28 protein-coding genes are annotated in these 24976 nt (G+C 59.0%); 19 read left to right on the plus strand and 9 right to left on the minus strand.

Features of this window, described 5'->3' with window-relative positions:
* Window positions 1–112: 112 nt before the first annotated feature.
* Window positions 113–850, minus strand: coding sequence for an N-formylglutamate amidohydrolase (locus tag AN476_RS19710; RefSeq protein WP_054463485.1), 738 nt, complete (start codon window positions 848–850; stop codon window positions 113–115).
* A 152-nt stretch (window positions 851–1002) separates the two neighbouring features.
* Between AN476_RS19710 and pyk the strand changes: the two genes are divergently transcribed.
* The 4 genes from pyk (at window position 1003) to rplT (ending at window position 3406) form a co-directional block, all read left to right on the plus strand.
* Entirely contained in the window at window positions 1003–2448 is a 1446-nt protein-coding gene (pyk, locus tag AN476_RS19715) for a pyruvate kinase (protein ID WP_054463486.1), read from the plus strand.
* A gap of 40 nt (window positions 2449–2488) precedes the next feature.
* Window positions 2489–2710 (plus strand): hypothetical protein, encoded by a 222-nt coding sequence (locus AN476_RS19720; RefSeq protein WP_054463510.1) that lies wholly within the window; start codon window positions 2489–2491, stop codon window positions 2708–2710.
* A gap of 115 nt (window positions 2711–2825) precedes the next feature.
* Window positions 2826–3026 carry a 50S ribosomal protein L35 gene (rpmI, locus tag AN476_RS19725; RefSeq protein WP_008206279.1) on the plus strand — a complete coding sequence of 67 codons (201 nt, stop codon included), beginning with the start codon at window positions 2826–2828 and terminating at the stop codon, window positions 3024–3026.
* Window positions 3027–3040: 14 nt separating this feature from the next.
* Window positions 3041–3406 (plus strand): 50S ribosomal protein L20, encoded by a 366-nt coding sequence (rplT, locus tag AN476_RS19730; RefSeq protein ID WP_009809911.1) that lies wholly within the window; start codon window positions 3041–3043, stop codon window positions 3404–3406.
* A gap of 158 nt (window positions 3407–3564) precedes the next feature.
* On the opposite strand, the gene AN476_RS19735 is transcribed toward rplT, so the two are convergent.
* Window positions 3565–4485 carry an adenylate/guanylate cyclase domain-containing protein gene (locus tag AN476_RS19735; protein ID WP_054463487.1) on the minus strand — a complete coding sequence of 307 codons (921 nt, stop codon included), beginning with the start codon at window positions 4483–4485 and terminating at the stop codon, window positions 3565–3567.
* A gap of 177 nt (window positions 4486–4662) precedes the next feature.
* Between AN476_RS19735 and pheS the strand changes: the two genes are divergently transcribed.
* The 7 genes from pheS to AN476_RS19770 all read left to right on the plus strand — a co-directional run bounded on the left by pheS (window position 4663) and on the right by AN476_RS19770 (window position 11294).
* Window positions 4663–5736: a phenylalanine--tRNA ligase subunit alpha gene (gene pheS / locus AN476_RS19740; RefSeq protein WP_054463488.1), complete on the plus strand. Its 1074-nt coding sequence runs from the start codon at window positions 4663–4665 to the stop codon at window positions 5734–5736.
* 71 nt (window positions 5737–5807) lie between these two features.
* On the plus strand, window positions 5808–6158 hold the full coding sequence (locus AN476_RS19745; RefSeq protein ID WP_054463489.1) for a DUF2513 domain-containing protein: 351 nt from the start codon (window positions 5808–5810) through the stop codon (window positions 6156–6158).
* 267 nt (window positions 6159–6425) lie between these two features.
* On the plus strand, window positions 6426–8822 hold the full coding sequence (gene pheT / locus AN476_RS19750) for a phenylalanine--tRNA ligase subunit beta (RefSeq protein ID WP_054463490.1): 2397 nt from the start codon (window positions 6426–6428) through the stop codon (window positions 8820–8822).
* 153 nt (window positions 8823–8975) lie between these two features.
* Window positions 8976–9563: a GNAT family N-acetyltransferase gene (locus tag AN476_RS19755; RefSeq protein ID WP_253279944.1), complete on the plus strand. Its 588-nt coding sequence runs from the start codon at window positions 8976–8978 to the stop codon at window positions 9561–9563.
* A gap of 182 nt (window positions 9564–9745) precedes the next feature.
* Window positions 9746–10195, plus strand: coding sequence for a YtoQ family protein (locus AN476_RS19760; protein WP_054463492.1), 450 nt, complete (start codon window positions 9746–9748; stop codon window positions 10193–10195).
* Window positions 10192–10725 carry a GNAT family N-acetyltransferase gene (locus AN476_RS19765; RefSeq protein WP_054463493.1) on the plus strand — a complete coding sequence of 178 codons (534 nt, stop codon included), beginning with the start codon at window positions 10192–10194 and terminating at the stop codon, window positions 10723–10725. The genes AN476_RS19760 and AN476_RS19765 overlap by 4 nt, the downstream gene beginning before the upstream one ends.
* Before the next feature lie 116 nt (window positions 10726–10841).
* Window positions 10842–11294, plus strand: a complete 453-nt coding sequence (locus tag AN476_RS19770; protein ID WP_054463494.1) for a hypothetical protein — start codon at window positions 10842–10844, stop codon at window positions 11292–11294.
* Window positions 11295–11393: 99 nt separating this feature from the next.
* Here AN476_RS19770 and AN476_RS19775 read toward each other — a convergent pair whose 3' ends face one another.
* The 3 genes from AN476_RS19775 to ald form a co-directional block, all read right to left on the minus strand.
* Window positions 11394–12200 carry a mechanosensitive ion channel family protein gene (locus AN476_RS19775; protein WP_054463495.1) on the minus strand — a complete coding sequence of 269 codons (807 nt, stop codon included), beginning with the start codon at window positions 12198–12200 and terminating at the stop codon, window positions 11394–11396.
* 137 nt (window positions 12201–12337) lie between these two features.
* The gene (gene mscL / locus AN476_RS19780) at window positions 12338–12772 is read right to left on the minus strand and encodes a large conductance mechanosensitive channel protein MscL (protein WP_009809900.1); all 435 of its coding nucleotides are present in this window, start codon (window positions 12770–12772) and stop codon (window positions 12338–12340) included.
* Between the two features lie 199 nt (window positions 12773–12971).
* Window positions 12972–14090: an alanine dehydrogenase gene (gene ald, locus AN476_RS19785; protein WP_054463496.1), complete on the minus strand. Its 1119-nt coding sequence runs from the start codon at window positions 14088–14090 to the stop codon at window positions 12972–12974.
* A gap of 136 nt (window positions 14091–14226) precedes the next feature.
* Here ald and AN476_RS19790 point away from each other — a divergent pair, with 136 nt between their 5' ends.
* The 3 genes from AN476_RS19790 to ppk2 all read left to right on the plus strand — a co-directional run bounded on the left by AN476_RS19790 (window position 14227) and on the right by ppk2 (window position 17548).
* Complete coding sequence (locus tag AN476_RS19790) at window positions 14227–14685, plus strand: Lrp/AsnC family transcriptional regulator (protein WP_054463497.1); 459 nt, start codon at window positions 14227–14229, stop codon at window positions 14683–14685.
* A gap of 106 nt (window positions 14686–14791) precedes the next feature.
* Complete coding sequence (locus AN476_RS19795; protein WP_054463498.1) at window positions 14792–16381, plus strand: GMC family oxidoreductase; 1590 nt, start codon at window positions 14792–14794, stop codon at window positions 16379–16381.
* A gap of 249 nt (window positions 16382–16630) precedes the next feature.
* A complete protein-coding gene (ppk2, locus tag AN476_RS19800; RefSeq protein WP_054463499.1) occupies window positions 16631–17548 on the plus strand; it encodes a polyphosphate kinase 2 in 918 nt (305 codons plus the stop codon).
* 125 nt (window positions 17549–17673) lie between these two features.
* Here the strand turns inward: ppk2 and AN476_RS19805 are convergent, their stop codons facing one another.
* Entirely contained in the window at window positions 17674–18186 is a 513-nt protein-coding gene (locus AN476_RS19805) for a MarR family winged helix-turn-helix transcriptional regulator (protein WP_054463500.1), read from the minus strand.
* An 83-nt stretch (window positions 18187–18269) separates the two neighbouring features.
* On the opposite strand from AN476_RS19805, the gene AN476_RS19810 reads away from it, so the two are divergent.
* Window positions 18270–19442 (plus strand): cytochrome P450, encoded by a 1173-nt coding sequence (locus AN476_RS19810; RefSeq protein WP_054463501.1) that lies wholly within the window; start codon window positions 18270–18272, stop codon window positions 19440–19442.
* Between the two features lie 493 nt (window positions 19443–19935).
* On the opposite strand, the gene rpsU is transcribed toward AN476_RS19810, so the two are convergent.
* On the minus strand, window positions 19936–20142 hold the full coding sequence (gene rpsU / locus AN476_RS19815; RefSeq protein WP_008207378.1) for a 30S ribosomal protein S21: 207 nt from the start codon (window positions 20140–20142) through the stop codon (window positions 19936–19938).
* Between the two features lie 151 nt (window positions 20143–20293).
* On the opposite strand from rpsU, the gene AN476_RS19820 reads away from it, so the two are divergent.
* Together AN476_RS19820 and AN476_RS19825 are read left to right on the plus strand one after the other, a co-directional pair.
* Complete coding sequence (locus AN476_RS19820; RefSeq protein ID WP_054463502.1) at window positions 20294–20992, plus strand: COQ9 family protein; 699 nt, start codon at window positions 20294–20296, stop codon at window positions 20990–20992.
* Between the two features lie 142 nt (window positions 20993–21134).
* Window positions 21135–22130 (plus strand): NAD(P)H-quinone oxidoreductase, encoded by a 996-nt coding sequence (locus tag AN476_RS19825; RefSeq protein WP_054463503.1) that lies wholly within the window; start codon window positions 21135–21137, stop codon window positions 22128–22130.
* A 124-nt stretch (window positions 22131–22254) separates the two neighbouring features.
* On the opposite strand, the gene AN476_RS19830 is transcribed toward AN476_RS19825, so the two are convergent.
* Window positions 22255–22902: a ribonuclease T2 gene (locus tag AN476_RS19830; protein WP_054463504.1), complete on the minus strand. Its 648-nt coding sequence runs from the start codon at window positions 22900–22902 to the stop codon at window positions 22255–22257.
* A 146-nt stretch (window positions 22903–23048) separates the two neighbouring features.
* Between AN476_RS19830 and AN476_RS19835 the strand changes: the two genes are divergently transcribed.
* Window positions 23049–23813 carry a DUF1013 domain-containing protein gene (locus AN476_RS19835; RefSeq protein ID WP_054463505.1) on the plus strand — a complete coding sequence of 255 codons (765 nt, stop codon included), beginning with the start codon at window positions 23049–23051 and terminating at the stop codon, window positions 23811–23813.
* Between the two features lie 107 nt (window positions 23814–23920).
* Here AN476_RS19835 and recR read toward each other — a convergent pair whose 3' ends face one another.
* Entirely contained in the window at window positions 23921–24520 is a 600-nt protein-coding gene (gene recR, locus AN476_RS19840; RefSeq protein WP_054463506.1) for a recombination mediator RecR, read from the minus strand.
* A 375-nt stretch (window positions 24521–24895) separates the two neighbouring features.
* Here recR and AN476_RS19845 point away from each other — a divergent pair.
* The coding region (locus AN476_RS19845; RefSeq protein WP_172684865.1) for a cold-shock protein at window positions 24896–24976 on the plus strand (81 nt) is incomplete at its 3' end.

Genomic DNA, 24976 nt, shown 5'->3' on the forward strand with positions numbered 1-24976 from the left:
CGAGTTCTCAGAGTAGATCTTACCTCTATAAATGGTTGCCCTGGTGCCTGCCCACAAGGGGCATGGGCCGGAAATCAACCCATCTTTCCACTCTTTGTGACATCCGCTTTGACTACAGATGTGACGTTGCCAAAGCCTGCGGCAGAACATCTGCCAAGCGGTCTGCCCAGTATTCTTGCCCGGCCGCCTCTGCGATCAGGTCATTGCGCAGCTCGATTAGGGTGTTGGGGCGACCCATCTTGGTGCCATGGGTGTCGATAGCATCGCCCGGCAGGTAGCCGGTATAGGGCTCGTTGATGCCGACACATAGGTCTCCGGGGGCCTGGAGGGCTGCGATTAGATGCGGGGAGAACCGTTCATTGTCCGGGTGCAGGATGCCGATCTCCCAGGGGCGGGGCTCACGGCCACGCAGCTGTGGCGTAAAGGAGTGAACCGAGACGATCACAGTATCCGGGCGAGCCGCGAGTTTGGCCAGGGCCGCGTGATAGGGGCGATAGCAGCGATCCAGGCGGAGCGCGCGCTCCGTCGCATCGACCTGGCGGTTGGCGGGAATGATGGTGCCATCATAGAGCTGCATCACCAGGGTCGGATCGTCTTCGCCGCGATTGGGGTCGATCACCAGGCGGGAGAAATTTGACGCCACAACAGGGGCATCAAGGCGCAGGCCCAACAGTTTGCACACTGCTAGTGCGCCAGGGTCATAGGCGATATGGCGCTGCATATCAGCGGACGGCAGTCCGAGATCCCCATTGCCTACAAAGGGCGGGACCATATTGCTGGCATGATCGCAGGTGATAAGCCAGCGGGCAGGGCGCTCGGGGCCTTCGATAAAAAACGGAGTATATGTCATCGATTTGTCGCCTGTTGTTGGCAGTACCATTACTGTAGTTGCAGCAGAATGGGAATTGGGCGATAAGGCCGATGAGAACTGTTTGCGTTAACATTTCCTTGTTGTTGCCAGTTCACACAGTGAACCGTGATATGCCCTGAAGGAGACTCCTTATGAAACGCTCGCGCAATGTGAAGATTGTCGCAACCCTTGGGCCCGCATCAGAAACCTATGATACCATCCGTGCACTGTTTGAGGCTGGCGCAGATGTGTTTCGTCTGAACATGTCTCATGGCACTCAGGGCGAGATCGCAGAAAAACATGCGATCATTCGTCAGGTCGAGGCGGATTTGGACCGCTCCATCGGGATCCTGGCGGATCTGCAGGGACCAAAGCTGCGGGTTGGTGTCTTTGCCAATGGCTCCGAAGAGCTGGTTGAGGGGGCGTCGTTCCGGATGGACCTCGACGAGGCCGAAGGTGATCTTGCCCGCGTGTGCCTGCCCCATCCCGAGATTTTTGCAGCGCTTGAGCCCGGCGCTCACCTGCTGGTCAATGATGGTAAGATCCGCCTCAAGGTCACGGCCTGTGGCGCGGATTTTGCCGACTGCGAAGTAGTGAACGGCGGTACCATCTCTAACCGCAAAGGCGTCAATGTCCCGGATGTGGAGCTGCCGCTGGCGGCCTTGTCAGAAAAGGACCGGGCGGATCTGGAATTTGCCTGCGACCTTGGGGTGGACTGGCTTGCGCTGTCTTTTGTGCAGCGGGCCAAGGATGTCTTCGAGGCCAAGGGGCTGGCCGATGGCCGTGCCGCGGTGCTCTCCAAGATCGAAAAGCCCTCGGCGGTGGAGCGTTTTGACGAAATTTTGGATGCCTCGGATGGGATCATGGTGGCGCGCGGCGATCTCGGGGTCGAGTTGCCGGTGGCTGCGGTGCCGCCGATCCAGAAACGTCTGGTGCGTCGCTGTCGGGCCGCAGCCAAACCAGTGATCGTGGCGACTCAGATGCTGGAAAGCATGATCGAAAGCCCGATGCCCACCCGCGCCGAGGTTTCAGATGTGGCCACGGCCATCTACGAGGGCACCGATGCCATCATGCTGAGCGCTGAATCGGCTGCGGGCAGCTACCCGATCGAGGCGGTGCAGACCATGGACCGGGTTGCCACCGAGGTTGAGGCCGATCCGACCTATTCGCAGATCATTGCGGCCTCGCGCTCAGCCAAGGGCGACACGGTCGCGGATGCTATCGTCGCCGCCGCGCGTGAGATTGCCGAAAAGACCGAGATCAAGGCGATCTGCTGTTTCACCCAAAGCGGCACCACAGCGCTTTTGACCGCGCGGGAGCGTCCAGGTGTGCCGATCATTGCCCTGACCCCGCTTGCGCGCACCGCGCGCCGCCTGGCGCTGAGTTGGGGCTGCTATTGCGTGCTGACGCTAGATCAATCCCGCTTTAAGGGGGCGGTTGTTGGCGCGGCGCGGGCCGCGCGGGCCGGTGGCTTTGCCGGCGAGACCGATCAGATCGTGGTGACCGCTGGTGTGCCCTTCAATGTGCCCGGCACCACCAATATCCTGAGGGTTGCGCCCTGTGATGAGCGTTTGATTTACAGCACTGACCCGGAGTAGCCTTGCAACATATTGATTGAATGTGTTGCGTGGGGGCGAAATGGATACTGATCTGGCACTGATCTTGGGGATTGTCCTGGGGGCTCTCTCTGTGCCCTCCATTTTGTCAGCCATGAGCGAGACCCGCCCGCCGCGGGTCTCAAGCCTGTTGTTGCTTGCTGGGGTGAGCTTGATCGCCTATGCGGTGATGTCTCGCCCTGGTGGCTATCGCCTGGAGCAGATCCCGGATGTTTTTTTCTCGGTTTTAGGGCGTTTCGTCTGATAAAACACTTGCCCTTTCTTGGTAGCTTTCGTACACGGCCCTCCTGTTCGCGTGGCCGGCCCGAAGTGGCATGCCGAGTCGCGCATCGACCGAACCCGCATTGAAGGAGACGGAAATGCCCAAAATGAAGACCAAATCGAGCGCTAAAAAGCGCTTTAAGGTGACCGCGACCGGTAAGGTCATGGCTGCTCAGGCCGGCAAACAGCACGGCATGATCAAACGCACTAAAAAATTCATCCGTAACGCACGCGGCACCTCGGAGCTCTCCGCTCCCGACGCCAAGATCGTCAAGGGCTACATGCCCTACGACCGCTAAGAGGAGTTTGAGATATGTCCCGCGTTAAAGGTGGTACCGTAACCCACGCCCGTCACAAAAAGGTCATCAAGGCAGCCAAAGGTTATTATGGCCGCCGCAAGAGCACCTTTAAAGTCGCCCGTCAGGCCGTCGACAAGGCAAATCAATACGCAACACGTGACCGGAAGCAGCGTAAGCGCAATTTCCGCGCTCTGTGGATCCAGCGTATCAACGCCGCCGTTCGCAGCCACGACGAAGCACTGACATACAGCCGCTTCATCAACGGCCTGAATCTGGCCGGTATCGAAGTTGACCGTAAAGTTCTGGCCGATCTGGCCGTGCACGAGCCCGAAGCTTTTGGTGCGATCGTGCGCCAGGCCCAGTCCGCACTGGCCGCCTAAGAGCTTTTTGAGCTTTGTAAATTTGAAAGGCCGCTCCCTTTTTGGGGCGGCCTTTTGCGTGCGATATGTCAGCGCATTATTTCGCTGCTACGGGGCGCTGGGCGCGAGAGCCTGTGAGCCATGATATGTACATAGGTGAGGCACAAAGGTCGGGCTGTTCACTCCGCCGATTCTGAGCTGAGCTGTTTGAGAACCCCAATCAACGTCAGCGCGCCGATGGGCCAGAGCGACCACATGTATCCGCCCCAGGTCACCAGGTTGATCATCAGTAAGGTCCCGGCAATGACCCACAATTGAATGGGCAGGGACCACAGCGTCTTGCGGCCAATAATCAGGTGTCCACGGGCGAGCCCAAAGGCCAGACCAAGCCCTAGCAGTGGCCAGATGATCCAGAAACCGTCGCCAAAGGCCAGATTCAACGCCAATAGTCCCGCAACAATTGGCAGCGCGTATTTGCGCAGCTTTTGCATGGTGTCTTGCGGAGTTGCGGCAGCCTGCTGCAGCGGGCGCGATCCTGGTTGTGAGGCCGCGGCGGCCTGGGGGGCCGGTCTGGCGCGATCTGTCGACATCGTGGCCGAGGTCGAGATCCGGTAGACGGGGACTTCGTCCTGGAAATTATGGGGGCGCTGCTCTCCCAGGGATTCAAAGCCGATGCTGAGTTTGTTGTGCACCTGATCAAACACTTGCTGCGAGACGAGGATGCCCCCGGGTTCTGCCATGGTTTGCAGGCGGGCGGCCAGATTGACGCCTTCGCCAATCAAATCCTCGCCATCACAGATGACATCGCCCAGATGCACGCCAATGCGGAATTTCAGCCCGTTCTGGCTGTCGTCCAATTCCTGTTGGACTTCGATGGCGCATTGGACCGCTTCCACAACGGAGGGGAAATCGGCAATCAAACCGTCGCCCGCTGTATTTGCAATGCGCCCGCCACGCCGCTCGATCAGTTTTGTAAAAATAGATCGCGAGGCCCGCAGGTGCGAGAAGGTGCCAACTTCGTCGGCTTCCATGGCACTGCTGAAGCGTTCTGCATCCGCTGCCAGAATGGTGGTCAGCTTTCGGGTGATCTGAGGGCTCATGATCTACAGCCTTTGATACCAAGACAGGTGCAAAATGGGCCAGAACCGTATCGCTTGCAAGTGGCGGCAGGGGCAGAAATGCAATTTGGCGGGATCGCCACGGCTTTCGGTCCGCCCGGCCTTGATTTCGCGCGCTGCTGTGATAGCAGAGCCTAAGCTCAAACTCAGGGGACCGTCATGGACGATCTTAAAGCAAAATATCTCGGCCAGATTGCCGATGCCGCCGATGAAAACGCGCTGGAGACCATCCGGGTTGCCGCAGTGGGTAAAAAAGGCGAAGTCGCACTGAAGATGCGCGAGCTGGGCAAGATGACGCCCGAAGAGCGCCAGGTGGCTGGCCCGGCGCTGAACGCGCTGAAGGATGAGATCAACTCGGCCCTCGCGGCCAAGAAGGCCGGCCTTGCCGATGCCGCCCTCGATGAGCGTCTGCGCACCGAATGGCTGGATGTGACCCTGCCAACGCGCCCCTCGCGTCAGGGCAGCCTGCACCCGATCAGCCAGGCCCAGGAAGAGCTGACCGCAATTTTTGCCGAGCTGGGCTTTTCCGTCGCTGAAGGGCCACGCATTGACACCGACTGGTATAACTTTGACGCGCTGAACATCCCCGGCCATCACCCGGCCCGCGCCGAGATGGACACGTTCTACATGCACCGTGCGGAAGGCGACGACCGCCCGCCGCATGTGCTTCGCACCCATACCAGCCCCGTGCAGATCCGTTCGATGGAAAAAATGGGCGCGCCCCTGCGTATCATCTGCCCCGGTGGTGTGTACCGCGCAGATTATGACCAGACCCATACGCCGATGTTCCATCAGGTCGAAGGTCTGGCATTGGACAAGAACATCTCGATGGCGAACCTCAAGTGGGTGCTGGAAGAGTTTGTCAAAAGCTTCTTTGAGGTGGATGATGTCGAGCTGCGCTTCCGCGCCTCGCACTTTCCCTTCACCGAGCCATCGGCTGAGGTCGACATCCGCTGTTCCTGGGACAATGGCCAGCTGAAGATCGGCGAAGGCGACGACTGGATGGAGATCCTCGGCTCCGGCATGGTGCACCCCAAAGTGATCGCCGCTGGTGGCATTGACCCCGATATCTATCAAGGCTTTGCCTTTGGCATCGGTATCGATCGTCTGGCGATGCTGAAATACGGCATCCCCGACCTGCGCGCCTTCTTTGACAGCGATCTGCGCTGGCTGCGCCACTACGGTTTCCAATGTCTGGACGTGCCAACGCTGCATGGCGGTCTGAGCCGTTAGAACTCTCAAGTGTTGTAAAATACATTGTAATGGCACATCCTATGGGTGTGCCGTTTTCGTGAGGTTTTGTTGTGACTAGAGATGATGAGTTGCTGCGTAGTATGCTCTTTGAGTTCGAAAGGGATGAGCGCGGAGTATTGAATTTCAGAAAGTTTCTGTCGATGCCACAGGAAGAAATCATCAGAAATCATCATGTGCTTTTGTTGGCAGATGCTGGACTTGTGACCCAAATTTCCGAGTCGGGGTATCGTTTGACTAATTCTGGTCACGACTACCTAGAAGCAATTCGGAGTGACACGATTTGGAATAGGACCGTAGAGGGGGCTGCTCAAGTGGGCGGCATGACACTTGGAATGATGAAAGACTTGGCCTTAGCCTATCTCAAACAAGAAGCATCCGAGAAACTTGGCGTTTCTTTTTAGGCCGGGCCGCTTGCGGCTCGGCACGCGCCTGCCCGCCCCACGGCGGGCGCGTTGCGCCCACCCGGGCAGGCGCGCGCCTTGGCTTGGGAATACGTACTACAGTCCCACCTGAACTCTCTGCAACGATCTCGGCAGGCCTTTCCAACACATATGCACCGAAGTCTCCCCCATGCTTGCCGGGTAGCGCCTGCAAGACTTGCGCCGGGCGTCATTCTTTGTCATTGGCTATGCCTGTATACGCATGGCTTGCCATAGGACCCTTGACCGATGAAATTCACTCTTTCCTGGCTGAAAGATCACCTCGACACTGACGCATCAGTGGATGAGATCGCTGAAACCCTGACTGACCTCGGCCTTGAGGTCGAAGAGATCAGCAATCCGGCGGATCGGCTCAAGGATTTTACCCTGGGCTATGTCAAACACGCCGAAAAGCACCCCGATGCGGATAAGCTGCGGGTGTGTCAGGTTGTGACCGATGAAGGCGAGATGCAGATCATCTGTGGCGCACCAAACGCACGGGAAGGCATCACCGTGGTTGTCTGCAAACCGGGCATGTATATCCCCGGCCTCGACATCACCATCGGTGTTGGCAAAATCCGCGGTGTTGAGAGCTTTGGCATGATGGCCTCTGAGCGCGAGCTGGAGCTGTCGGACGAACACGACGGCATTATCGAGCTGGCTTCGGGCGAAGTGGGCGACCGCTTTGTTGACTGGCTTGCTGCGAACCAGCCCGCCAAGGTGGATCCGATGATCGAGATCGCCATCACCCCGAACCGCCCCGACGCGCTGGGTATTCACGGCATTGCCCGCGATCTGGCGGCCCGTGGTCTTGGCACTCTGAAGACACCAGAGTTTGCGCCGATTGCCGGGGATTTCCCCTGCCCAATCAAGGTCACCATTGATGAGGACACAGTGGATGGCTGCCCGCTGTTCTCTGGCCGTCTGATCAAAGGCGTCAAGAATGGCCCCAGCCCGCAATGGCTGCAGGACCGTTTGACCGCGATTGGGCTGCGCCCGATCTCAGCTCTGGTGGATATTACCAATTTCTTCACCTATGATCAGAACCGCCCGCTGCACGTCTTCGACGCGGCCAAGGTCTCTGGTGATCTGCGGGTGCACCGGGCGGCCGGTGGCGAAGTGCTGAAGGCGCTGGACGAGAAGGAATATACCTTCTCTGCCGGGCAGATGGTGATCTCGGATGACAACGGCGCCGAGAGCATTGCCGGTATCATGGGTGGCGAGGGAACCGGCTGCACTGACGAGACCGTGGATGTTTTCCTCGAGAGCGCCTTTTGGGACCATGTGCAGATCGCCCTGGCTGGTCGTGCGCTCAAAATCAACTCGGATGCACGCTATCGGTTTGAACGCGGTGTGGACCCCGAATTCACCATCCAGGGCTTGCATCTGGCAACTCAGATGATCCTCGAGCTTTGCGGTGGCGAGGCCTCAGAGGTGGTGATCGCAGGCGATGTGCCGGACCATTCCCGCGCCTATAAACTCGATGCCGAACGGGTGCAGTCACTGGTGGGGATGGATATCCCTGAAAGTGACCAGCGCCAGACGCTGACCCGTCTGGGTTTCCGCCTTGAAGGCAATATGGCCCATGTGCCCAGCTGGCGCCCCGACGTGCAGGGCGAGGCGGATCTGGTCGAAGAGGTGGCGCGCATTGCCTCGCTGACCAAATTGCAGGGCAAGCCGCTGCCGCGGATGACAGATGGCATCCCCAAGGCCGTGATGACCCCACAGCAGCGCCGCCAGCAGATGGCCCGGCGCACCGCCGCCAGCCTCGGCTACAATGAGGTGGTGAGCTATACCTTCATCGATCAGGCATCGGCCGCTCTGTTTGGCGGCGGCGATGACGCCACCATGCTGGCCAATCCGATCTCGTCAGAGATGTCGCATATGCGCCCAGCATTGCTGCCGGGCCTGTTGCAGGCAGCAGCGCGTAACCAGGCGCGTGGCTTCATGGATCTGGCGCTGTTTGAGGTTGGTCCTGCTTTCCACGGTGGCGAGCCGGGCGAGCAGCACAATCTGATCACAGGTATTTTGGTCGGCAACACCGGCCCCAAAGATGTGCATGGCGCGGCGCGCGGCGTTGATACCTTTGACGCCAAGGCCGACATCGAGGCCATCCTGGCTGCTATCGGTGCCCCGGCCAAGGTGCAGATCCTGCGCGGTGCGCAGGATTGGTGGCATCCGGGTCGTCACGGCAAGATCTGCCTCGGCCCCAAAAAGGTCCTGGGTATCTTTGGGGAACTGCACCCCAAGGTAATCAACGCTATGGGCATCAAAGGACCGGTTGTGGCCTTCACCATCTGGCCGGATGAGGTGCCATTGCCCCGCAAGAGCGGCGCCACTCGGGCAGCTTTGGGACAAAGCGATCTGCAGGCGGTTGAGCGTGACTTTGCCTTTGTGGTCGATGCCGAGGTCGAGGCGCTGACCCTGGTCAATGCGGCCTCTGGTGCCGATAAGGCGCTGATCACCGATGTGCGCATCTTTGACGAATTCATTGGTGGGTCGCTGGGCGAGGGCAAAAAGAGCCTGGCCCTGACCGTGCGCCTGCAACCCAGTGACAAGACACTGAAAGAAAAGGACATTGAGGCGGTGAGCGAGAAAATCATTGCCAAGGTTACCAAAGCCACGGGCGGCACTCTGCGGGGGTGAGCTCTGTTGCTGACAGTATGTGATAAGAAGGCGTGCCCTAAGGGGCGCGCCTTTTTTGATTCCTGCCCGCAGGTGCTCTAAGTTTGCTCTCGGTCTTCGGTCTTCGGTCATTGGGTCGAAGAGTGCGCCCTTGACAGGGGGCGCGGATCAGCATTGCCTGCCATTTTGAGTAAGACGTATTCTGGAGAGGGATCTGAGCCAGTGGAGTTTTTGAAGGGAACAGGCGGGGAGGAGCAACGGATCAGCGGCTTGTTTGAGGCAGTTTTCACCGCCTCAGAGGGAGCGGAGGAGGGCCGCGTAATCGGCAGGCTGGTGCGTAATTTGCTGAGCGACACCCCATCCGAGGACATCCAGGTTTTTACCGGCATCGAAAACGCAGAGCTAGCTGGTGGTGCCATTTTCACCCGCCTGACCTATGCGGATGACCCCCGCAAAGTCTTTATTCTTTCGCCCATGGCCGTCGCGACTGAGTGGCAAGGCAAAGGCGTTGGGCAGGCGCTATTGACCCATGCGCTTGCTGCACTTCGTGCGGACGGAGTTGATGTGGTGATCACCTATGGGGATCCGGCGTTTTACGGCCAGGTTGGGTTCATGGCGCTTAGTGAAGCTGACGCCGCATCGCCATTGCCACTTAGTCTTCCTGAGGGTTGGATCGGGCAGTCCTTGAATGATGATGCACTGGCCCCCTTGCAAGGTCGTTGCGCATGTGTCCCAGCCTTAAGAGATCCTGATATTTGGTAGAATGGGGACACCCACCACTGTTGATCTGGCGGAAACCTTCGACGGGTCCCCATCCTCGACAGTCGCGATTGACGAGTAATATTCTCGCGGTGGGACAGGCCCGGGGTGGCTGGTCTCAGCCCCGGATCCGGTCTATCCATTGTCCAACTCAGGCTGAGATTTGCACAAAAGGAACCACATTCATGACACTCAAAGTTTATCTTTCCGGCGAGATCCACACCGATTGGCGTGAGCAGATCATCGATGGCGCCAAGGGGTTGGATGTGAGCTTTCAGAGCCCGGTGACAGACCACGCTTCTAGTGACGATTGTGGTGTGGCGATTATGGGGGCTGAGGACAATAAATTCTGGCATGACCACAAAGGAGCGAAGCTCAACGCCATCCGCACTCGCAAGGGGCTGGAAGAGGCCGATGTCGTTGTGGTGCGCTTTGGTGAGAAGTACAAACAGTGGAACGCCGCCTTTGATGCGGGCTATGCGGCAGCCTTGGGCAAATCTATCATCGTGCTCAGCCAGCCCGAGCATCAGCACGCCCTGAAAGAGGTCCATGCCGCCGCGTTGGCCGTGGCGGATGCGCCGCGCCAGGTGGTGGAGATCCTGACCTATGTGCTCAAAGGCACCCTGCCAGCATGACTGCGCCGGTCCTGCAGACCGACCGCTTGATCCTGCGCCCCCACGGGGTGCAGGATTTTGAGAATGTTGTAGCGCTTTGGGCGGATCCGGAGGTGGTGAAATACATTGGCGGAACGCCCAACAGTCGCGAACAATCCTGGGCGCGGCTGCTGCGCTATCTGGGGCATTGGCAGGCCATGGGCTATGGCTACTGGGCTGTTTGTGATCGCGACAGTGGCGTATTCCTGGGCGAGGTTGGCTTTGCCAATTATCGCCGCGAGATCACGCCGCCGCTGCCGGATGTTCCCGAGGCCGGCTGGGTGCTTGCCCCGCAGGCTCATGGACGCGGCCTGGCCAGCGAGGCGGTCGGCTGCATGCATCACTGGGCCGATCAAACCCAGGGCTGGACGCAGACTGTGGCGATTTTTGCCCCTGAACATGCGGCGTCACAGCAGGTTGCCGCCAAACAGGGTTACCAAACCTCGGGTGAGGGGCGATATTTTGATGACACGATCTTGGTGATGGCGCGTCAAAAGGGCCTGCGCGACTGAGCCTCATTAGCGTGGCGCAAACCACTCGTTAACGGGACAAGCCTAGAATATGCCCCAGCACATTCTTTCCCACCACTTGCTGGGTCCCGCCACCGGGGCTCCCACGGACGATACCTATGCAGAACCGTCGACGCGCGCCCAATCAAATTTCGCCTCAGAGCGAGGACAGGGGACTGTTCAAAAAGGATGTCGGTCAGTTCCGAATCTCCCTGGTGCCGCATTTTAAACGCAGCAGCCGTGGGGATCTGGTGGTGCGTGGGTATCTCAATGACAAGCAAGAAGTTTTTGTGATTTTTGCGGGTCGGCGGGCGAAGAATGCCCTGGCTGTTGAAAAACGGCTGCAAACCCTGCTGTCGCATGCAACTCAGTCGGCGGCAAAGGTGGGCGCCCGGTCGCCGGATATCAATGCCATTCGCCTGCCTGTGCACGTGGAAGGTGCCTGGCGCTCACGGTTTCAGCGCGATGTCTCCGGCTGGGATCATCGAAGCTATCAGCTTTTGGCATCTCGCTGGGCCTTTTCGGATGCGGATGGTGTGACAAATCTGGGCGGTCGCCCGCCGTTTTCGTGACAGCACCCCGCCAATGGCGGGGTGCTGGGCCCAACGGGAAGAGGTTTTTGAAAAAAGCCGATGACGGGCGGGAGCCCCCCGTCACCTTTGACCCGCTCTTCAGGCCTCGCGTTTGATTTCCACAGTATGGGGATAGGGGATCGAGATGCCCTTGGCATCAAAGGCCTCTTTTACCGCCTGGGTCATGGCAAATTTGACCTCCCAATAATCTGCAGCATCCACCCAGATGCGGGTGGTCAGATCCACCGAGCTGTCGCCCAGATTGGTCACGCGCACCCAGGGCTCTGGGTCTTGTTTGATGCGGCCGTCCGCAGCGGCCTGTTCCAGAATGATCGCCTTGGCCGCATCGGCGCTGTCGCCGTAGTCAATGCCAAAGACCAGATCGACCCGGCGGGTCTCATGATGCGAGAAATTGGTAATCACCGCACCCCAGGCCTGGCCATTGGGAATGATGATCTGCACATTGTCCGGGGTTGCCAGCTCGGTCACAAACAGGTTGAGATCCTTGACCGTGCCTGCCGTGCCGCCGATGTCGACATATTGGCCGATCTTATAGGGGCGAAACAGCACCAGCATAAAGCCAGCCGCCAGATCGCTCAGCGTGCCTTGCAGCGCCAGGCCAATGGCCAGGGTGGCGGCACCCATCATGGCCACCAGGCTGGTGGCTTCGATGCCAAAGATCCCCAGCACGGCAATCAGCACAACGGCGATCAGCACCCAGCGCACCATGCTGGCGACAAAGTTGCCAAGGGTGGCGTCGATTTCGGGTGTCGCATTGATCCGATTGCGAATGGCGCGGCTCACCATGCCGGCCGCCATCCAGCCGATGATCAGAACCGCCAGAGCCTTGCAGCCGTTCAGAACCATGGGCCAATAGGCAAAGCCCTGTTCAATAATGTCTTCCATATCCGTGTCTCTCTTCCGGTTTTGTGGTTTTGCGCGGATGAAGCACATCCGAATGGGGTCCGGCAAGGGGGAGAGCGGCAAGAAAAGGCCCCCCTAAAGGCAAGGGAGGCCAGGTGTCATCCTCTCTGTTAGGGGATCTATTTTTTCAAAGCGTCCCGGATTTCCATCAGAATATCCAACTCGCTGGGGCCTGCCGGAGCCTCTGGCTCAGGGGCTGCCTCTTCCTTGCGGGCGGCTGCCTCTTTCACCTGATTGACGTAGCGCACCAGCATAAAGACGACAAAGGCGATGATCAGGAAGTTGATGACAGCCATGATAAAGGCACCATGGGCAAAGACCGCAGCCCCGGCTTCGCGGGCGGCTTCCAGGCTGGCGCCCGCCGCAACCTCGCCGGAGAGCACGATATAGGAATTGGTGAAATCAACGCCACCCGTGAACAACCCGATGATGGGGTTGATCAGATCCCCAACCATGGATTTGACAATGGCGGTAAAGGCCGCGCCGATGATGATACCAACGGCCATATCCATCACATTGCCTTTGGCGATGAAGTCCTTGAATTCTGAAAGCATAGTTTTTCCCCTGTTGTTGTCGGCGTCTTTTAGGATCTTGCCCCATGGATGCGCCGACTTAAGGGGAGTGCAAAATATACCTTAAGGCTAGGGGAAAATTCCCGCCCTTGTATCCTGCGCTGTGTTTAGGGCCTTTCGGGCACAAAAAAGCCCGCCAGTCGGGAGGAACTGGCGGGCGGGGAGCTTTTGAGCGCTGCGATCAGGATTTCAGCGCCAAGCTCGGGGAGATCACGTCAAGCCCCAGGGCCTTGCCAACCGCGTAATAGGTCAGCTTGCCGGCGTGCACGTTCAGACCATTGAGCAGATGCGGGTCATCTTCGCAGGCCTGACGCCAGCCTTTGTTGGCCAGGTTCAGCATGAAGGGCAGGGTGGCATTGCCAAGCGCCTGGGTCGAGGTGCGGGCGACCGCGCCGGGCATATTGGCGACACAGTAGTGCATGATGCCATCGACCTCGTAGATCGGATCGGCATGGGTGGTGGCGCGGGAGGTTTCAAAGCACCCACCCTGGTCGATGGCCACATCCACCAGAACCGCGCCGGGCTTCATCTCGGACAGCTGTGCGCGGGATACCAGTTTGGGCGCTTCGGCACCGGGGATCAGCACCGCGCCAATCACCATATCGGCTTCTCGGACCAGCTCGGCGGTGGCGCCCGCTGTGGAATATTGGTTCTTGAAGTCGCGGCCAAAGACATCGTCCAGATATTTCAGACGGGGGAGTGAGCGGTCCAGGATGGTCACATCCGCGCCCATGCCAGCGGCGATCTTGGCCGCATGGGTGCCCACAACGCCGCCACCAATGACCACAACCTTGGCCGGGGCCACACCGGGCACGCCGCCCATCAGCACACCGCGACCGCCATTGGCCTTTTGCAGGGTGTAGCTGCCCACCTGCGGGGCCAGACGACCAGCCACTTCGGACATCGGTGCCAGCAGCGGCAACCCGCCCCTGTCGTCAGTCACGGTTTCATAGGCGATGGCGGTGCAGCCGCTCTCCAGCAGGTCATGGGTCTGCTCTGGATCGGGAGCGAGGTGCAGATAGGTGAACAGCAGCTGACCTTCGCGCAGCATCTTGCGCTCAACCGCCTGAGGCTCTTTTACCTTCACGATCATGTCGGCAGTGGCAAAAATCTCTTCAGCAGTGTCGAGGATCACAGCACCGGCGGCGATGTAATCCGCATCGGTAAAGCCAGCGCCCATGCCGGCGCCCTTTTGAATGAGGGCCTGATGGCCATGATTGACTGCTTCGCGGGCAGCGTCGGGTGTCATGCCAACGCGGAATTCCTGTGGCTTGATCTCTGTGGGGCAACCGATTTTCATGATCTCTCCTCCGTTTCCTTTGCGTCAGTCTGACGCAGTTTTGAAAAGAGATGCTGCTTTTATGAGCAGAATAAAAACATGACATTCGAAGATTCTTCGCATAAATAGGCTAGATCTAGCAAGGAACTTTGAACAAATGTCTCTGGATAACACGGATCGTCGGATTCTGCAGGTGCTGCAACGGCAGGGGCGTATTTCCAATGCCGAGCTGAGCGAACGGGTCAACCTGTCAGCCTCGGCCTGTCATCGACGGGTGCAGCGGCTCGAAACTGACGGCTATATCAAAGACTACGTTGCCTTGTTGGATGCCCGCAAGATGGCGGTGCCCACAACGGTGTTTGTCGAGATCACCCTGCAAAGCCAGGCGGATGAGTTGTTGGATGCCTTTGAGCGTGCGGTGGCGCGTATTCCCGATGTGCTGGAATGTCATTTGATGGCAGGCTCGGCGGACTATCTGCTCAAGGTGGTTGCCGAAAACACGGATGACTTTGCCCGAATCCACCGCCAGCACCTGACACGCCTGCCTGGGGTGGCGCAGATGCAATCGAGTTTTGCCCTGCGAACTGTCTTCAAGACTACCGCGCTGCCGGTTTAGAATGGCGTGCGCAAGCCCCTGAGAGCAAATGGGTTTTGCAGATTTCCCTCTGTCGTGCCTGGCGCATCTGTGGTCTGTTGCTAGGGGATTGAGGCAGGAGATTGCAATGGAGTGGGACTATATCGTGGTGGGCGCGGGCAGCGCCGGATGCGTTGTCGCCAAACGACTGAGCGAAGCAGGCCATAGGGTTCTGTTGCTCGAAGCGGGTGGCAAGGACAATTACCACTGGGTCCATATCCCCATGGGCTATCTCTATTGTATCGATAATCCCCGAACCGACTGGATGTATCGCACCGCTGCCGAAGCTGGCCTGAACGGGCGCAGCCTGCTGTACCCCCGTGGCAAGGTGCTGGGCGGCTGCTCCTCGATCAATGGGATGCTCTATCTGCGTGGTCAGGCGGCGGATTATGACGGCTGGCGCCAGCGTGGGCTGGCGGGCTGGGGCTGGGAAGATGTGCTGCCCTATTTCAAGAAATCCGAAGACTATGTTGAAGGCCCCTCGGAGATGCATGGGGCAGGCGGCGAATGGCGGGTGGAAAACCAACGCCTGCACTGGGATGTGCTGGACGACTGGATGGAGGCTGCCGCCAGTTGGGGGATGCCAAAGGTCACTGATTTCAACACCGGCACCAACGAGGGCGTTGGCTATTTCCGGGTCAATCAGCGCGCGGGCTGGCGCATGAACACGGCCAAGGCCTTTTTGCGAACCGTCACGGGGAGCAATTTGAAGGTCGAAACCAAGGCCCATACCCGCCGCATCCTGATCGAAGGTGGGCGCGCTGTTGGCGTCGAATATGACAAAGGCGGCAGTACGCATCAGGCGCGGGCGCGCGGCGAAGTGGTGCTGTCGGCCGGGGCAGTGAATTCGCCGCAGATCCTGCAGCTATCCGGCCTGGGGCCGGGCGCTTTGTTGCAGGAGTGCGGCATCGCGGTTGAGCGGGATATGCCCGCCGTGGGCGCCAATCTGCAGGATCATCTGCAACTGCGCTGCGCCTGGCGTCTGGAGCGGGGTAAGACGCTAAATACCCTGGCGAATTCAATGTTGGGCAAGACAAAAATTGGCCTGGAATATGCGCTGAAACGCTCGGGGCCAATGTCGATGGCGCCCAGCCAGCTGGGAGCCTTTTCGCGCTCGCGCCCGGATCTGGCAACACCGGATCTGGAGTATCACGTGCAGCCGCTGACGCTGGAGGCCTTCGGTCAGCCGCTGCATGACTTTCCCGGCCTGACCGCCAGTGTCTGCAACCTGCGCCCGGAAAGCCGTGGCACCGTGCGGATTACTTCGCCTGATCCGCATCAAGCGCCCGAGATCGCGCCGAACTACCTGTCGACCGAGGGCGACCGACAGGTGGCGGTGGCAGCCATTCGCCAGGCGCGCGCGATCATGGCCCAGCCTGCGATGCAGGGCTATGGGCCGCAGGAGATGAAGCCGGGCAACGCTTCGGACGCGGTGGAGGATCTGGTCAAGGCGGCCGGGGAGATCGGCACCACGATTTTCCACCCGACCTGTACAGTGCATATGGGCCAGGAGGAGGCCGCGCCGCTGGACGCAAATCTGCGCCTGCGGGGGATTAAAGGTCTGCGAGTGGCCGATGCCAGCGTGATGCCGACTATCCCAAGCGGCAATACCAATGCCCCCAGTATCATGATTGGTGAAAAGGCCTCGGATTTGATCCTTGCGGCAGCGCGGAGATAGCTTCCGGTTATTTTTTGCGCAGGGGGATCTTCGGTGGTGCCCGGATGTCGCAACTGCGCAAATTGCGGTTGCACCTTGGGCGTAAACAGGCTTCCATTGAGCTATGGCGATCTGCTGTGTGTGCCCTTCATTGGCCCGGCGGCTTTGCCGAAACGTCGCGATCTGGCAGGATTTCTGCGCGTGACATCAAAGGATCACACTGGCGTAGTAGTGAGGTCCGCACCGACAACACAGTAAAGGAATAGGCCCGTGACCAGCGACATCGACTCCGTCTCTTATGATTGGCTTGAGGCGGAACTTCAGGACACATTGGACGAGGATATCGAAATTGAATTCGCCGAACCGATGTTGTCGATGGAGCTGCGCAAGATTTACCGCGAACAGCACCCCGAGATGTTGGACCGAAAAGTCTATTTCCGCAATCTGCTGCGCCTTCAGGCCGAGCTGATCAAGCTGCAGGACTGGGTGGTGGAGACCGGCGCCAAGGTACTGGTGATCATGGAGGGGCGTGACAGCGCTGGCAAAGGCGGTGTGATCAAGCGGATCACGCAGCGGCTCAATCCCCGGGTGGCCCGGGTGGTGGCGCTGCCTGCGCCCAGCCGACGCGAGCAAAGCCAGTGGTATTTTCAGCGCTATGTGCCGCATCTGCCTTCGGCCGGAGAGATCGTGCTGTTTGACCGCTCTTGGTACAATCGTGCCGGGGTTGAGCGGGTCATGGGCTTTGCCGATGACGAGCAGGTAGAGAACTTCTTCCGAGATGTGCCGGAATTTGAACGCATGCTGGTGCGCTCCAATACCATCGTGCTGAAATACTGGTTTTCGATTACCGACGAAGAGCAGCAATTGCGGTTCATGATGCGCATCCATGACCCGATGAAACAGTGGAAGCTCTCGCCGATGGATCTGGAGAGCCGCATCCGCTGGGAGCAATACACCAAGGCCAAGGAGGAGATGTTCGAGCGCACGAATATCCCCGAAGCGCCCTGGTATATTGTCGAGGGCAACGACAAGAAGCGCGAGCGTCTGAACTGTATCGAACACTTGCTGAGCAAGATCCCCTATAGCGAAGTTGAAAGCGAGAAGGTGTCCTTGCCGGATCGTGAATACAATCCCGACTATGAGCGCCGGGTGCTGCCGGATGAGCTGCATGTGCCCAAGATCTACTAACCCCCCGGTCAAATATCTGCGCCAATAGGAAAGGGGGGGGGCTCCCGCCAATTTAGCGCCCTTCTGATGAAGGGCACACAGTGTTGGGCCCGGCGCTGTGCCTGAGGGCACAGCGCGGCAGCGATCTAATCTGAGGTTTCGATATTGCCTAAAAAGCGCTGCAGATAGGCGGTGAACTGGGTGATTTCATCCTCAGAGAATCCTTGCAGCAGGGCATTCTGACGTTCGAGGGCGCGCGGTAGAATTTGGCTGTGCAGGTCCTGGCCCTGTGGCGTCAGGCGCCAGGATTTGCGCCGCTCATCCCCGCCCGAGGCTTGGGACTGTGCCAGCCCATTGCTTTCGAGCCGGTGCAGGGAACGGCTGACCGCAGCCTTGTCGATGCCGGTGAGGCGTGCGGCCTGGGCCACAGAGCAGCCAGGGCTGCGTGTCATCATCACCAACATGCGCCAATCCATCACGCCGATGCCAAATTCCGCCTGATAGGCGCGGGTTGCTTCCCGGGTCAGCCGATTTCCGGCGAAGGTTACCAGCACCACAGGGCTGTTGCGCAGGCTCAGCGTTGGGGCGGCAGGGTCATCCGGGCTGCCATCCGCAGTGACCAGAAACATCTCATCGGACAGGGGAGGGGTTTTGCTCATGGGCGCATCCTAAGATGTATGTGTTGACATATCAACACGAAGATCCTTCAGTGACTGCGGAGTGACACGAGGGGGAGGCTGTGATGGCGCGAGCGGACCACTACGATATCGATCTGGAACGGTTCTGGCAGGATCCTTACCCCGACCTGGCCAAGATGCGGGCGCAGGCCCCAGTAGTCTTTGTGCCGCAGCTTCAGGCGCATTTGATCACCCGCCGCGACGATATATTTTGCGAAGAAAAGAAGGTCGAGATCTTTTCTTCGGAACAGCCCGAGGGGCTGATGGTTCAGCTGATGGGGGAGAACATGATGCGCAAGGACGGGGAAGCGCATATGCGCGAGCGCCGGGCGGTGTTTCCCGCGGTTTCTCCCAAAACGGTGCGCGACCATTGGCTGGGACAATTTCGGGCCCTAGCGCAGGATGTACTGGTGCAGTTAGAGCCCAAGGGAAGCTGCGATCTGGTGCGCGATTATGCGATGGCGGTCTCGGGCGAGGCGCTGAGGCGGATCACCGGGCTGACCAATCTGACGGCACAGGAAATGGATCAAGTGAGCCAACACATGATTGATGGCTGTGCCAACTATGCAGGCGATTCCGAGGTCGAGCGCCGCTGCCATCAGGCCACGAGGAAAATCGACGATTGTATCACGGCTAAACTGGCGCAGACCGCAGAGATGCAGGAGCTGTCTCTTTTGGCTGTGCAGAATAGGGCGGGGCTGTCGGAGGATATGATCCGCGCCAATATCAAACTCGCCATATCTGGTGGGCAGAACGAACCGCGCGATGCTATTGCCGGGACGGTCTGGGCCTTGCTGCGTCACCCTGACCAGCTGGCGGAGGTCCAGTCGGGGCGGGCCAGCTGGCTGCAGGCCTTTGAGGAATACGCGCGCTGGATCTCTCCGATTGGCATGTCCCCAAGACGGGTGGCACGAGAATACACATTGCACGGGGTGACATTGCACCCCGACGATCGGGTCTTCTTGATGTATGGTTCTGGCAACCGGGACGAGCGGGTCTTTGCACGACCTGATGCGTTTGACCTGACGCAGGATTGCTCACGCGCGATTTCATTTGGCGCCGGGCCGCATTTTTGTGCCGGAGCATGGATCTCCAAGGCATTGATCGGCCAGGTGGCCCTGCCAATGCTTTTTGAAGCGATGCAGGATCTGCGTCTTGATGGTGATGCCGAATTTGGCGGCTGGGCCTTTCGCGGGGCGCTGTCGGTTCCCGTTGCCTGGACATCCGAAGGGATTTGATCGTCAGCTTGGGGAAAGGGGCATGGCCGGAGCCAATTTCTGTGAGGCAGGAGATGCGTCAAAAGAGCGAGCGAAAAGTGAAGGGCTTGGGGTCCCGAGGTGACACATGCCTTAGCGCAGGGGGGCAAGGCGCGTTGTGAAAAATAGCGAACGCGATGTCACCTCGGGTAGAGCCGGGTGTTCCAAATCCGGCTGCAAGCACATGAGCGGGAATCCAAGGGGCCGCCCAGCAATTACATCCTAGGGGAGATTGTGGGGAAATACACGTTAAAGTTTAGTTGCGGGTGAATATTTTCGCCCGGTCCTGTCAATTCGCATGATGCGCCCCTTTGGATGGCTCAGGTGAATATGTGTAATATACTGAATTTTTTAGAAAAATGAAGTTCAGCACCAGGCGGCAGCCCGGAAATGACAAACCCCCGAGCCCAGGGCGCGGGGGTCATCAACTTTGTGTCCAGAAAAGACTGGAAGCCAAAAGGCGGATAGAAGGAGCTTAGAGCATACCTTCGCGCTGTGCTTTCTTACGCGCCAGTTTACGGGCACGGCGAATCGCTTCAGCTTTCTCGCGCGCTTTTTTCTCGGACGGCTTTTCGAAATGTTGCTTGAGCTTCATTTCGCGGAAGACGCCTTCACGCTGCAGCTTTTTCTTCAGAGCGCGGAGCGCCTGATCGACATTGTTGTCACGAACACTAACCTGCATGTGGTTTTCACCACCTTTCTAGATAGAGTTGCAAGGATTTGCAGGAGGGGGCCATATAGCAAAGCTCCTGTTTGTTGTCTAGTACTGTGATATCAAGACGCGACTCCCTATTTGACAGGGAGAGCCCACATTTCAATTCCGGGAGACCCCCATGAGCGGCCAGCACAACCAGTCAGACCCTTCCAGCGATCTGGTGAGCCAACTATTGGATGCAGCCCTGCTGCATGTGGTGTTTGACGGCTGGTCCAAAGCAACATTTGACGCCGCGGTTTCTGACAGCGGCGTCAATCCGGTGCTGGCGCAGGCGCTTTGTCCACGCGGCGCTGTGGATCTGGCGCTGGCCTATCACCGGCGCGGTGATCAGATGATGTTGGCGCGTCTGTCCGAGACGGATCTTTCCGAGTTGCGGTTCCGCGACCGAATCGCCGCTATGATCCGCTATCGGCTGGAAGTGACCGAGGACAAGGAAGCCGTGCGTCGTGGGGTGACGCTTTTTGCCCTGCCGCAACATGCCGCTACCGGAGCCAAGGCGCTGTGGGGTACCTGTGACGCCATTTGGGCCGCGTTGGGCGACACATCGGACGACCTGAACTGGTACAGCAAGCGCACCATCCTGTCGGGGGTCTATTCCTCGACGCTGCTGTATTGGCTCGGGGATGACAGTCCCGACCATCAGGCGACCTGGGAGTTTCTGGATCGGCGCATCGACAATGTGATGCAGTTCGAGAAGGTCAAGGCAGATATGCGCAAGAACCCTCTGCTGAAACCGCTGATGGCGGGGTCGGAGTGGCTGTCGTCGCAGATCAAACCGCCTGCGGGTCAGGATGATATGCCAGGCCGACAGCGCTGACCGCGCAGTTTTCTAGGGCGAAGCGTCGCGCGATGTGACGCAAGATCGGGCTGGGCTTTGCCCGGCTGGTCGGTCACGATACCTGCAAAACTGGATAGGGGCCGGGCTGCACCCTCGGTCCAAGACAATAAGGATCCCCTGTATGAGCGATATGATGCGTGCTATTGAAATCTCCACCCCCGGCGGGCCGGAAGTTCTGACCCTTACCCAGCGCCCGGTGCCCGTGCCAGAGCATGGCCAGGTGGTGTTGAAAGTGGCCTATGCGGGGGTCAATCGCCCGGACGCCCTGCAACGGGCAGGGGCCTATAATCCGCCCCCCGGCGCCAGCGATCTGCCGGGTCTGGAAGCGGCGGGCGAAGTCATGGCGCTGGGCGCTGGTGTCACCGGGCTCAGCATTGGGGATCACGTCTGTGCCCTGCTTCCTGGCGGTGGCTACGCCGAATACGTAGCCACCCCGGCGGCACATTGCCTGCCACTTCCTGCTGGGATGAGCCTGAAACAGGCGGCCTGCCTGCCAGAAACCTGCTTTACCGTCTGGTCCAATGTCTTCACCCGCGGCGGGCTGGAAGCAGGCGAGCGGTTTTTGGTGCATGGCGGATCTTCGGGGATCGGGACGACTGCAATCCAGTTGGCCTCGGCGCTGGGCGCGCGGGTCTTTACCACCGCTGGATCGGCGGAGAAATGCCAGGCCTGTCTGGATCTCGGGGCGGAACGTGCGATCAACTACAAGGATGAAGATTTTGTCGAAGTGCTACGGGCTGAAGGTGGTGCTGACCTGATCCTCGATATGGTTGGGGGAGACTATATTCCTCGCAATATCAAAACCCTGGCCAATGATGGCCGCCTGGTTCACATCGCCTTTCTGTCCGGTCCCAAGGCCGAGCTGAACTTTGCCCAGATCATGGCGCGCCGCCTGACCGTCACCGGCTCGACCCTGCGCCCACAAAGCGATCTGGCTAAGGCGCGTATCGCCCAGGATCTCTTGGAAGTGGTCTGGCCACTCATTGAGGCCGGCAAACTGGCGCCGGTGATGGACAGTGAATTCCCGCTGAAAGAGGCCGCTGCGGCCCATGCTCGGATGGAAAGCTCGGGCCATATCGGCAAGATCGTTCTCAAGGTCGCTGGCGAAAGCGACTGATCTGAAAGCAGATAGAAACACCAAAGGCGCGCTCGGGTTTCGGGCGCGCCTTTTGCTTCTTAGGGTCTGTTTTTGGCTCAAGAAGCGATTCCCTGTGCCCCTGCCAGGGCGTGGCAGCAAAGGGTCAGCGTATCGGTGTAAACAGCGCGTCGGTCAGGCTGCAATCCTTGATCACATCGCGGCCGCAAGGCACCGGCTGCATATCCTTTGACAGGCACAGGCGCACCTCTTGAATGTGGTGATCACGGCAGGTGACGGTCACGCTGTCGGCGTCAAACTGCGGGTTGGCTTGCAAAAAGGCCTTTTCGATCAAAGCCGCAGGCAGGGTCACCGCGCGGTCAAGCTTGCGAAAAATCTGTGGCCGGTTGACCCCGTCATAGGCAGCACGGGAGAGGTCAAGATAGGCATGGGCAGCCAGACCAGAGCAGGTGCCGTGTTTCTTCCACTGATGCCAGGCCAGACCGGGAGTTCCCATGATATCAGCCATTTCGGCGGTTTCACTCCGCCGGGGCGGGGCCTCGGGCGTGTTGCAATAGCTGGGCCAGCCGCGATGAAACTGCGGCCAGAGCCCGTGCAGGGTCCAGCCAAAATCATGGCGCGGATCGCATTGATCTGAGCCCTTGGCATCGCCTTCGATCTCGCACCAATTGGGCGACCAGCTGAGCGCCAATACGTAATAGTCGAATTCACCTGCCTTCTCGCCATCTGCCTGAGCGGCTGGGGCGAGAAACCCGGTGAGGGTCAAAATTGCTGCGAACAAGAACCTGTGCATCGCCTCTTTCCTTATGAAAACAGCGCGACTATATAGGACTGAAGTTCCCCGACAATGGAAACCGACCCCAAACCACCGGGGCAGCCTAATTCAGGCGACGGGAAAGTTGTATTTTGGGGCAGGATGTAGGTTTAGGAGATGAGCTCATGGCAAAACCATTGATGGCCAAGGCGACCGCTGTGTGGCTGGTGGACAATACAACGATCAGCTTCAAGCAGATCGCGGATTTCGTCGGCATGCACGAGTTGGAAATTCAGGGGATTGCGGATGGCGATGTGGCTGCTGGGGTTAAGGGCTTTGACCCGATCGCCAACAACCAGCTGACCCAGGATGAGATCAGCCAGGCCGAAGCCAATCCGCTGTATAAGCTGAAGCTCAAGTTCAACGCGGCAGCTGCGGGCGAAGAAAAGCGCCGTGGTCCGCGCTACACACCGCTGTCCAAGCGTCAGGACCGGCCCAATTCGATTCTCTGGCTGGTGAAGTTCCACCCTGAGCTGTCGGATGGCCAGATTGCGAAACTGGTGGGCACCACCAAGCCGACCATTCAGTCGATCCGCGAACGCACCCATTGGAACATTTCCAACATGCAGCCAATTGATCCGGTTGCGCTGGGCCTGTGTAAACAGTCTGAGCTGGATTCCATCGTGCAAAAGGCTGCGGCCAAGAAAGCCGCCGAAGGTGGCGTGATGAGCGATGACGAGCGCCGGAAACTGGTTTCGACCGAGCAGTCGCTTGGTATGGAAGCCGAACCCAAAATCCCCGCCGGGATTGAAGGTCTGGAGACCTTTACGCTGGGGGGTGACAGTGAACGTCCCAGCGCAGATCCTGTTGTTGATGCGGATAGCTTCTTTAATCTGCCTGATACGGATGAGTCAGACGACGAAGACAATTCTGACGATCCACGTCTCTAAAGCGTCCATACGCTGTGCAATTCCAAAGGCCATGCCTCTAGGGGTGTGGCCTTTTGTGTCGGGGCCAGGCTCAGCAGTTCCCGACTATAGAGAGCTATGCCCGGCCTTTACAGCTGCTTGCGGGCGTTCAAGGCTGCGATGATCGTGCCGTCGTCCAGATAGTCCAGCTCGCCGCCAATTGGCACCCCCTGCGCCAGTGTGGTGATCTGAACCTGCCCCTCCAGTTGATCCGCGATGTAATGCGCAGTGGTCTGTCCATCAATGGTGGCGTTCAGAGCCAGAATGACTTCCCGCATGCCTTCGCTGGCCACCCGGTCTACCAGCCGGGGAATCCGCAGCTCCTCTGGGCCAATGGCATCCAGCGCCGAGAGGGTGCCGCCCAGGACATGGTAGCGCCCCTTGAAACTGGCAGCGCGTTCCATCGCCCACAGATCCGAGACAGTTTCGACCACACAGATCTCTCCATTGGCGCGGGTTTCATCGGTGCAGATGCCACAGATATCGCGGGTGCCGACGTTGCCGCAATTCAGGCATTCACGCGCATTGGCAGCGACCTGGCTCAGGCTGTCGGCCAGCGGCGTGAGAAGTAGGGATCGTTTGCGAATAAGATGCAGAACTGCGCGTCGCGCCGACCGCGGCCCCATACCAGGCAGTTTCGCCATCAAGGCTATCAGGTGCTCGATCTCGCTGATGCTGTCGTCATTCATGTGCCGGATCCTTTGCGCTTGCCGCATATAGGCGCAAAGCCCCCAGGTGCTGCAAGGCCCAAGGCGCCACAAAACGGAGCAGGCCGCTGAGTTTGGGGGCGCGTGAGATTCGGATGATACCGAGGCTGGGCTTCAGATCCACGCGCGGGTGCACCTGGTTTTTCAAGCGAAATACTGCCCCCGCAGTCGTGGTTGCCAGTCATACTGCTAGATTCACCCTTGAAAAAATGCCGTTTCGGAGGCATATAAGCGACGCTTACGTTTTTCTTTTTCGACCCACTGTCTCCTGTTTACGGCGTTCAGTCTATCGATCCAGACCTACCACGCCGGGCTGCCGCACCAACGCGGGCAGCATCTTACTAGGAGATTACGGATATGGCTTCAGGCACCGTAAAATGGTTTAACTCGACCAAAGGCTTCGGCTTCATTGCACCCGATGGCGGCAGCAAAGACGTG

Source organism: Phaeobacter sp. 11ANDIMAR09 (assembly GCF_001294455.1).
Classification (GTDB): domain Bacteria; phylum Pseudomonadota; class Alphaproteobacteria; order Rhodobacterales; family Rhodobacteraceae; genus Pseudophaeobacter.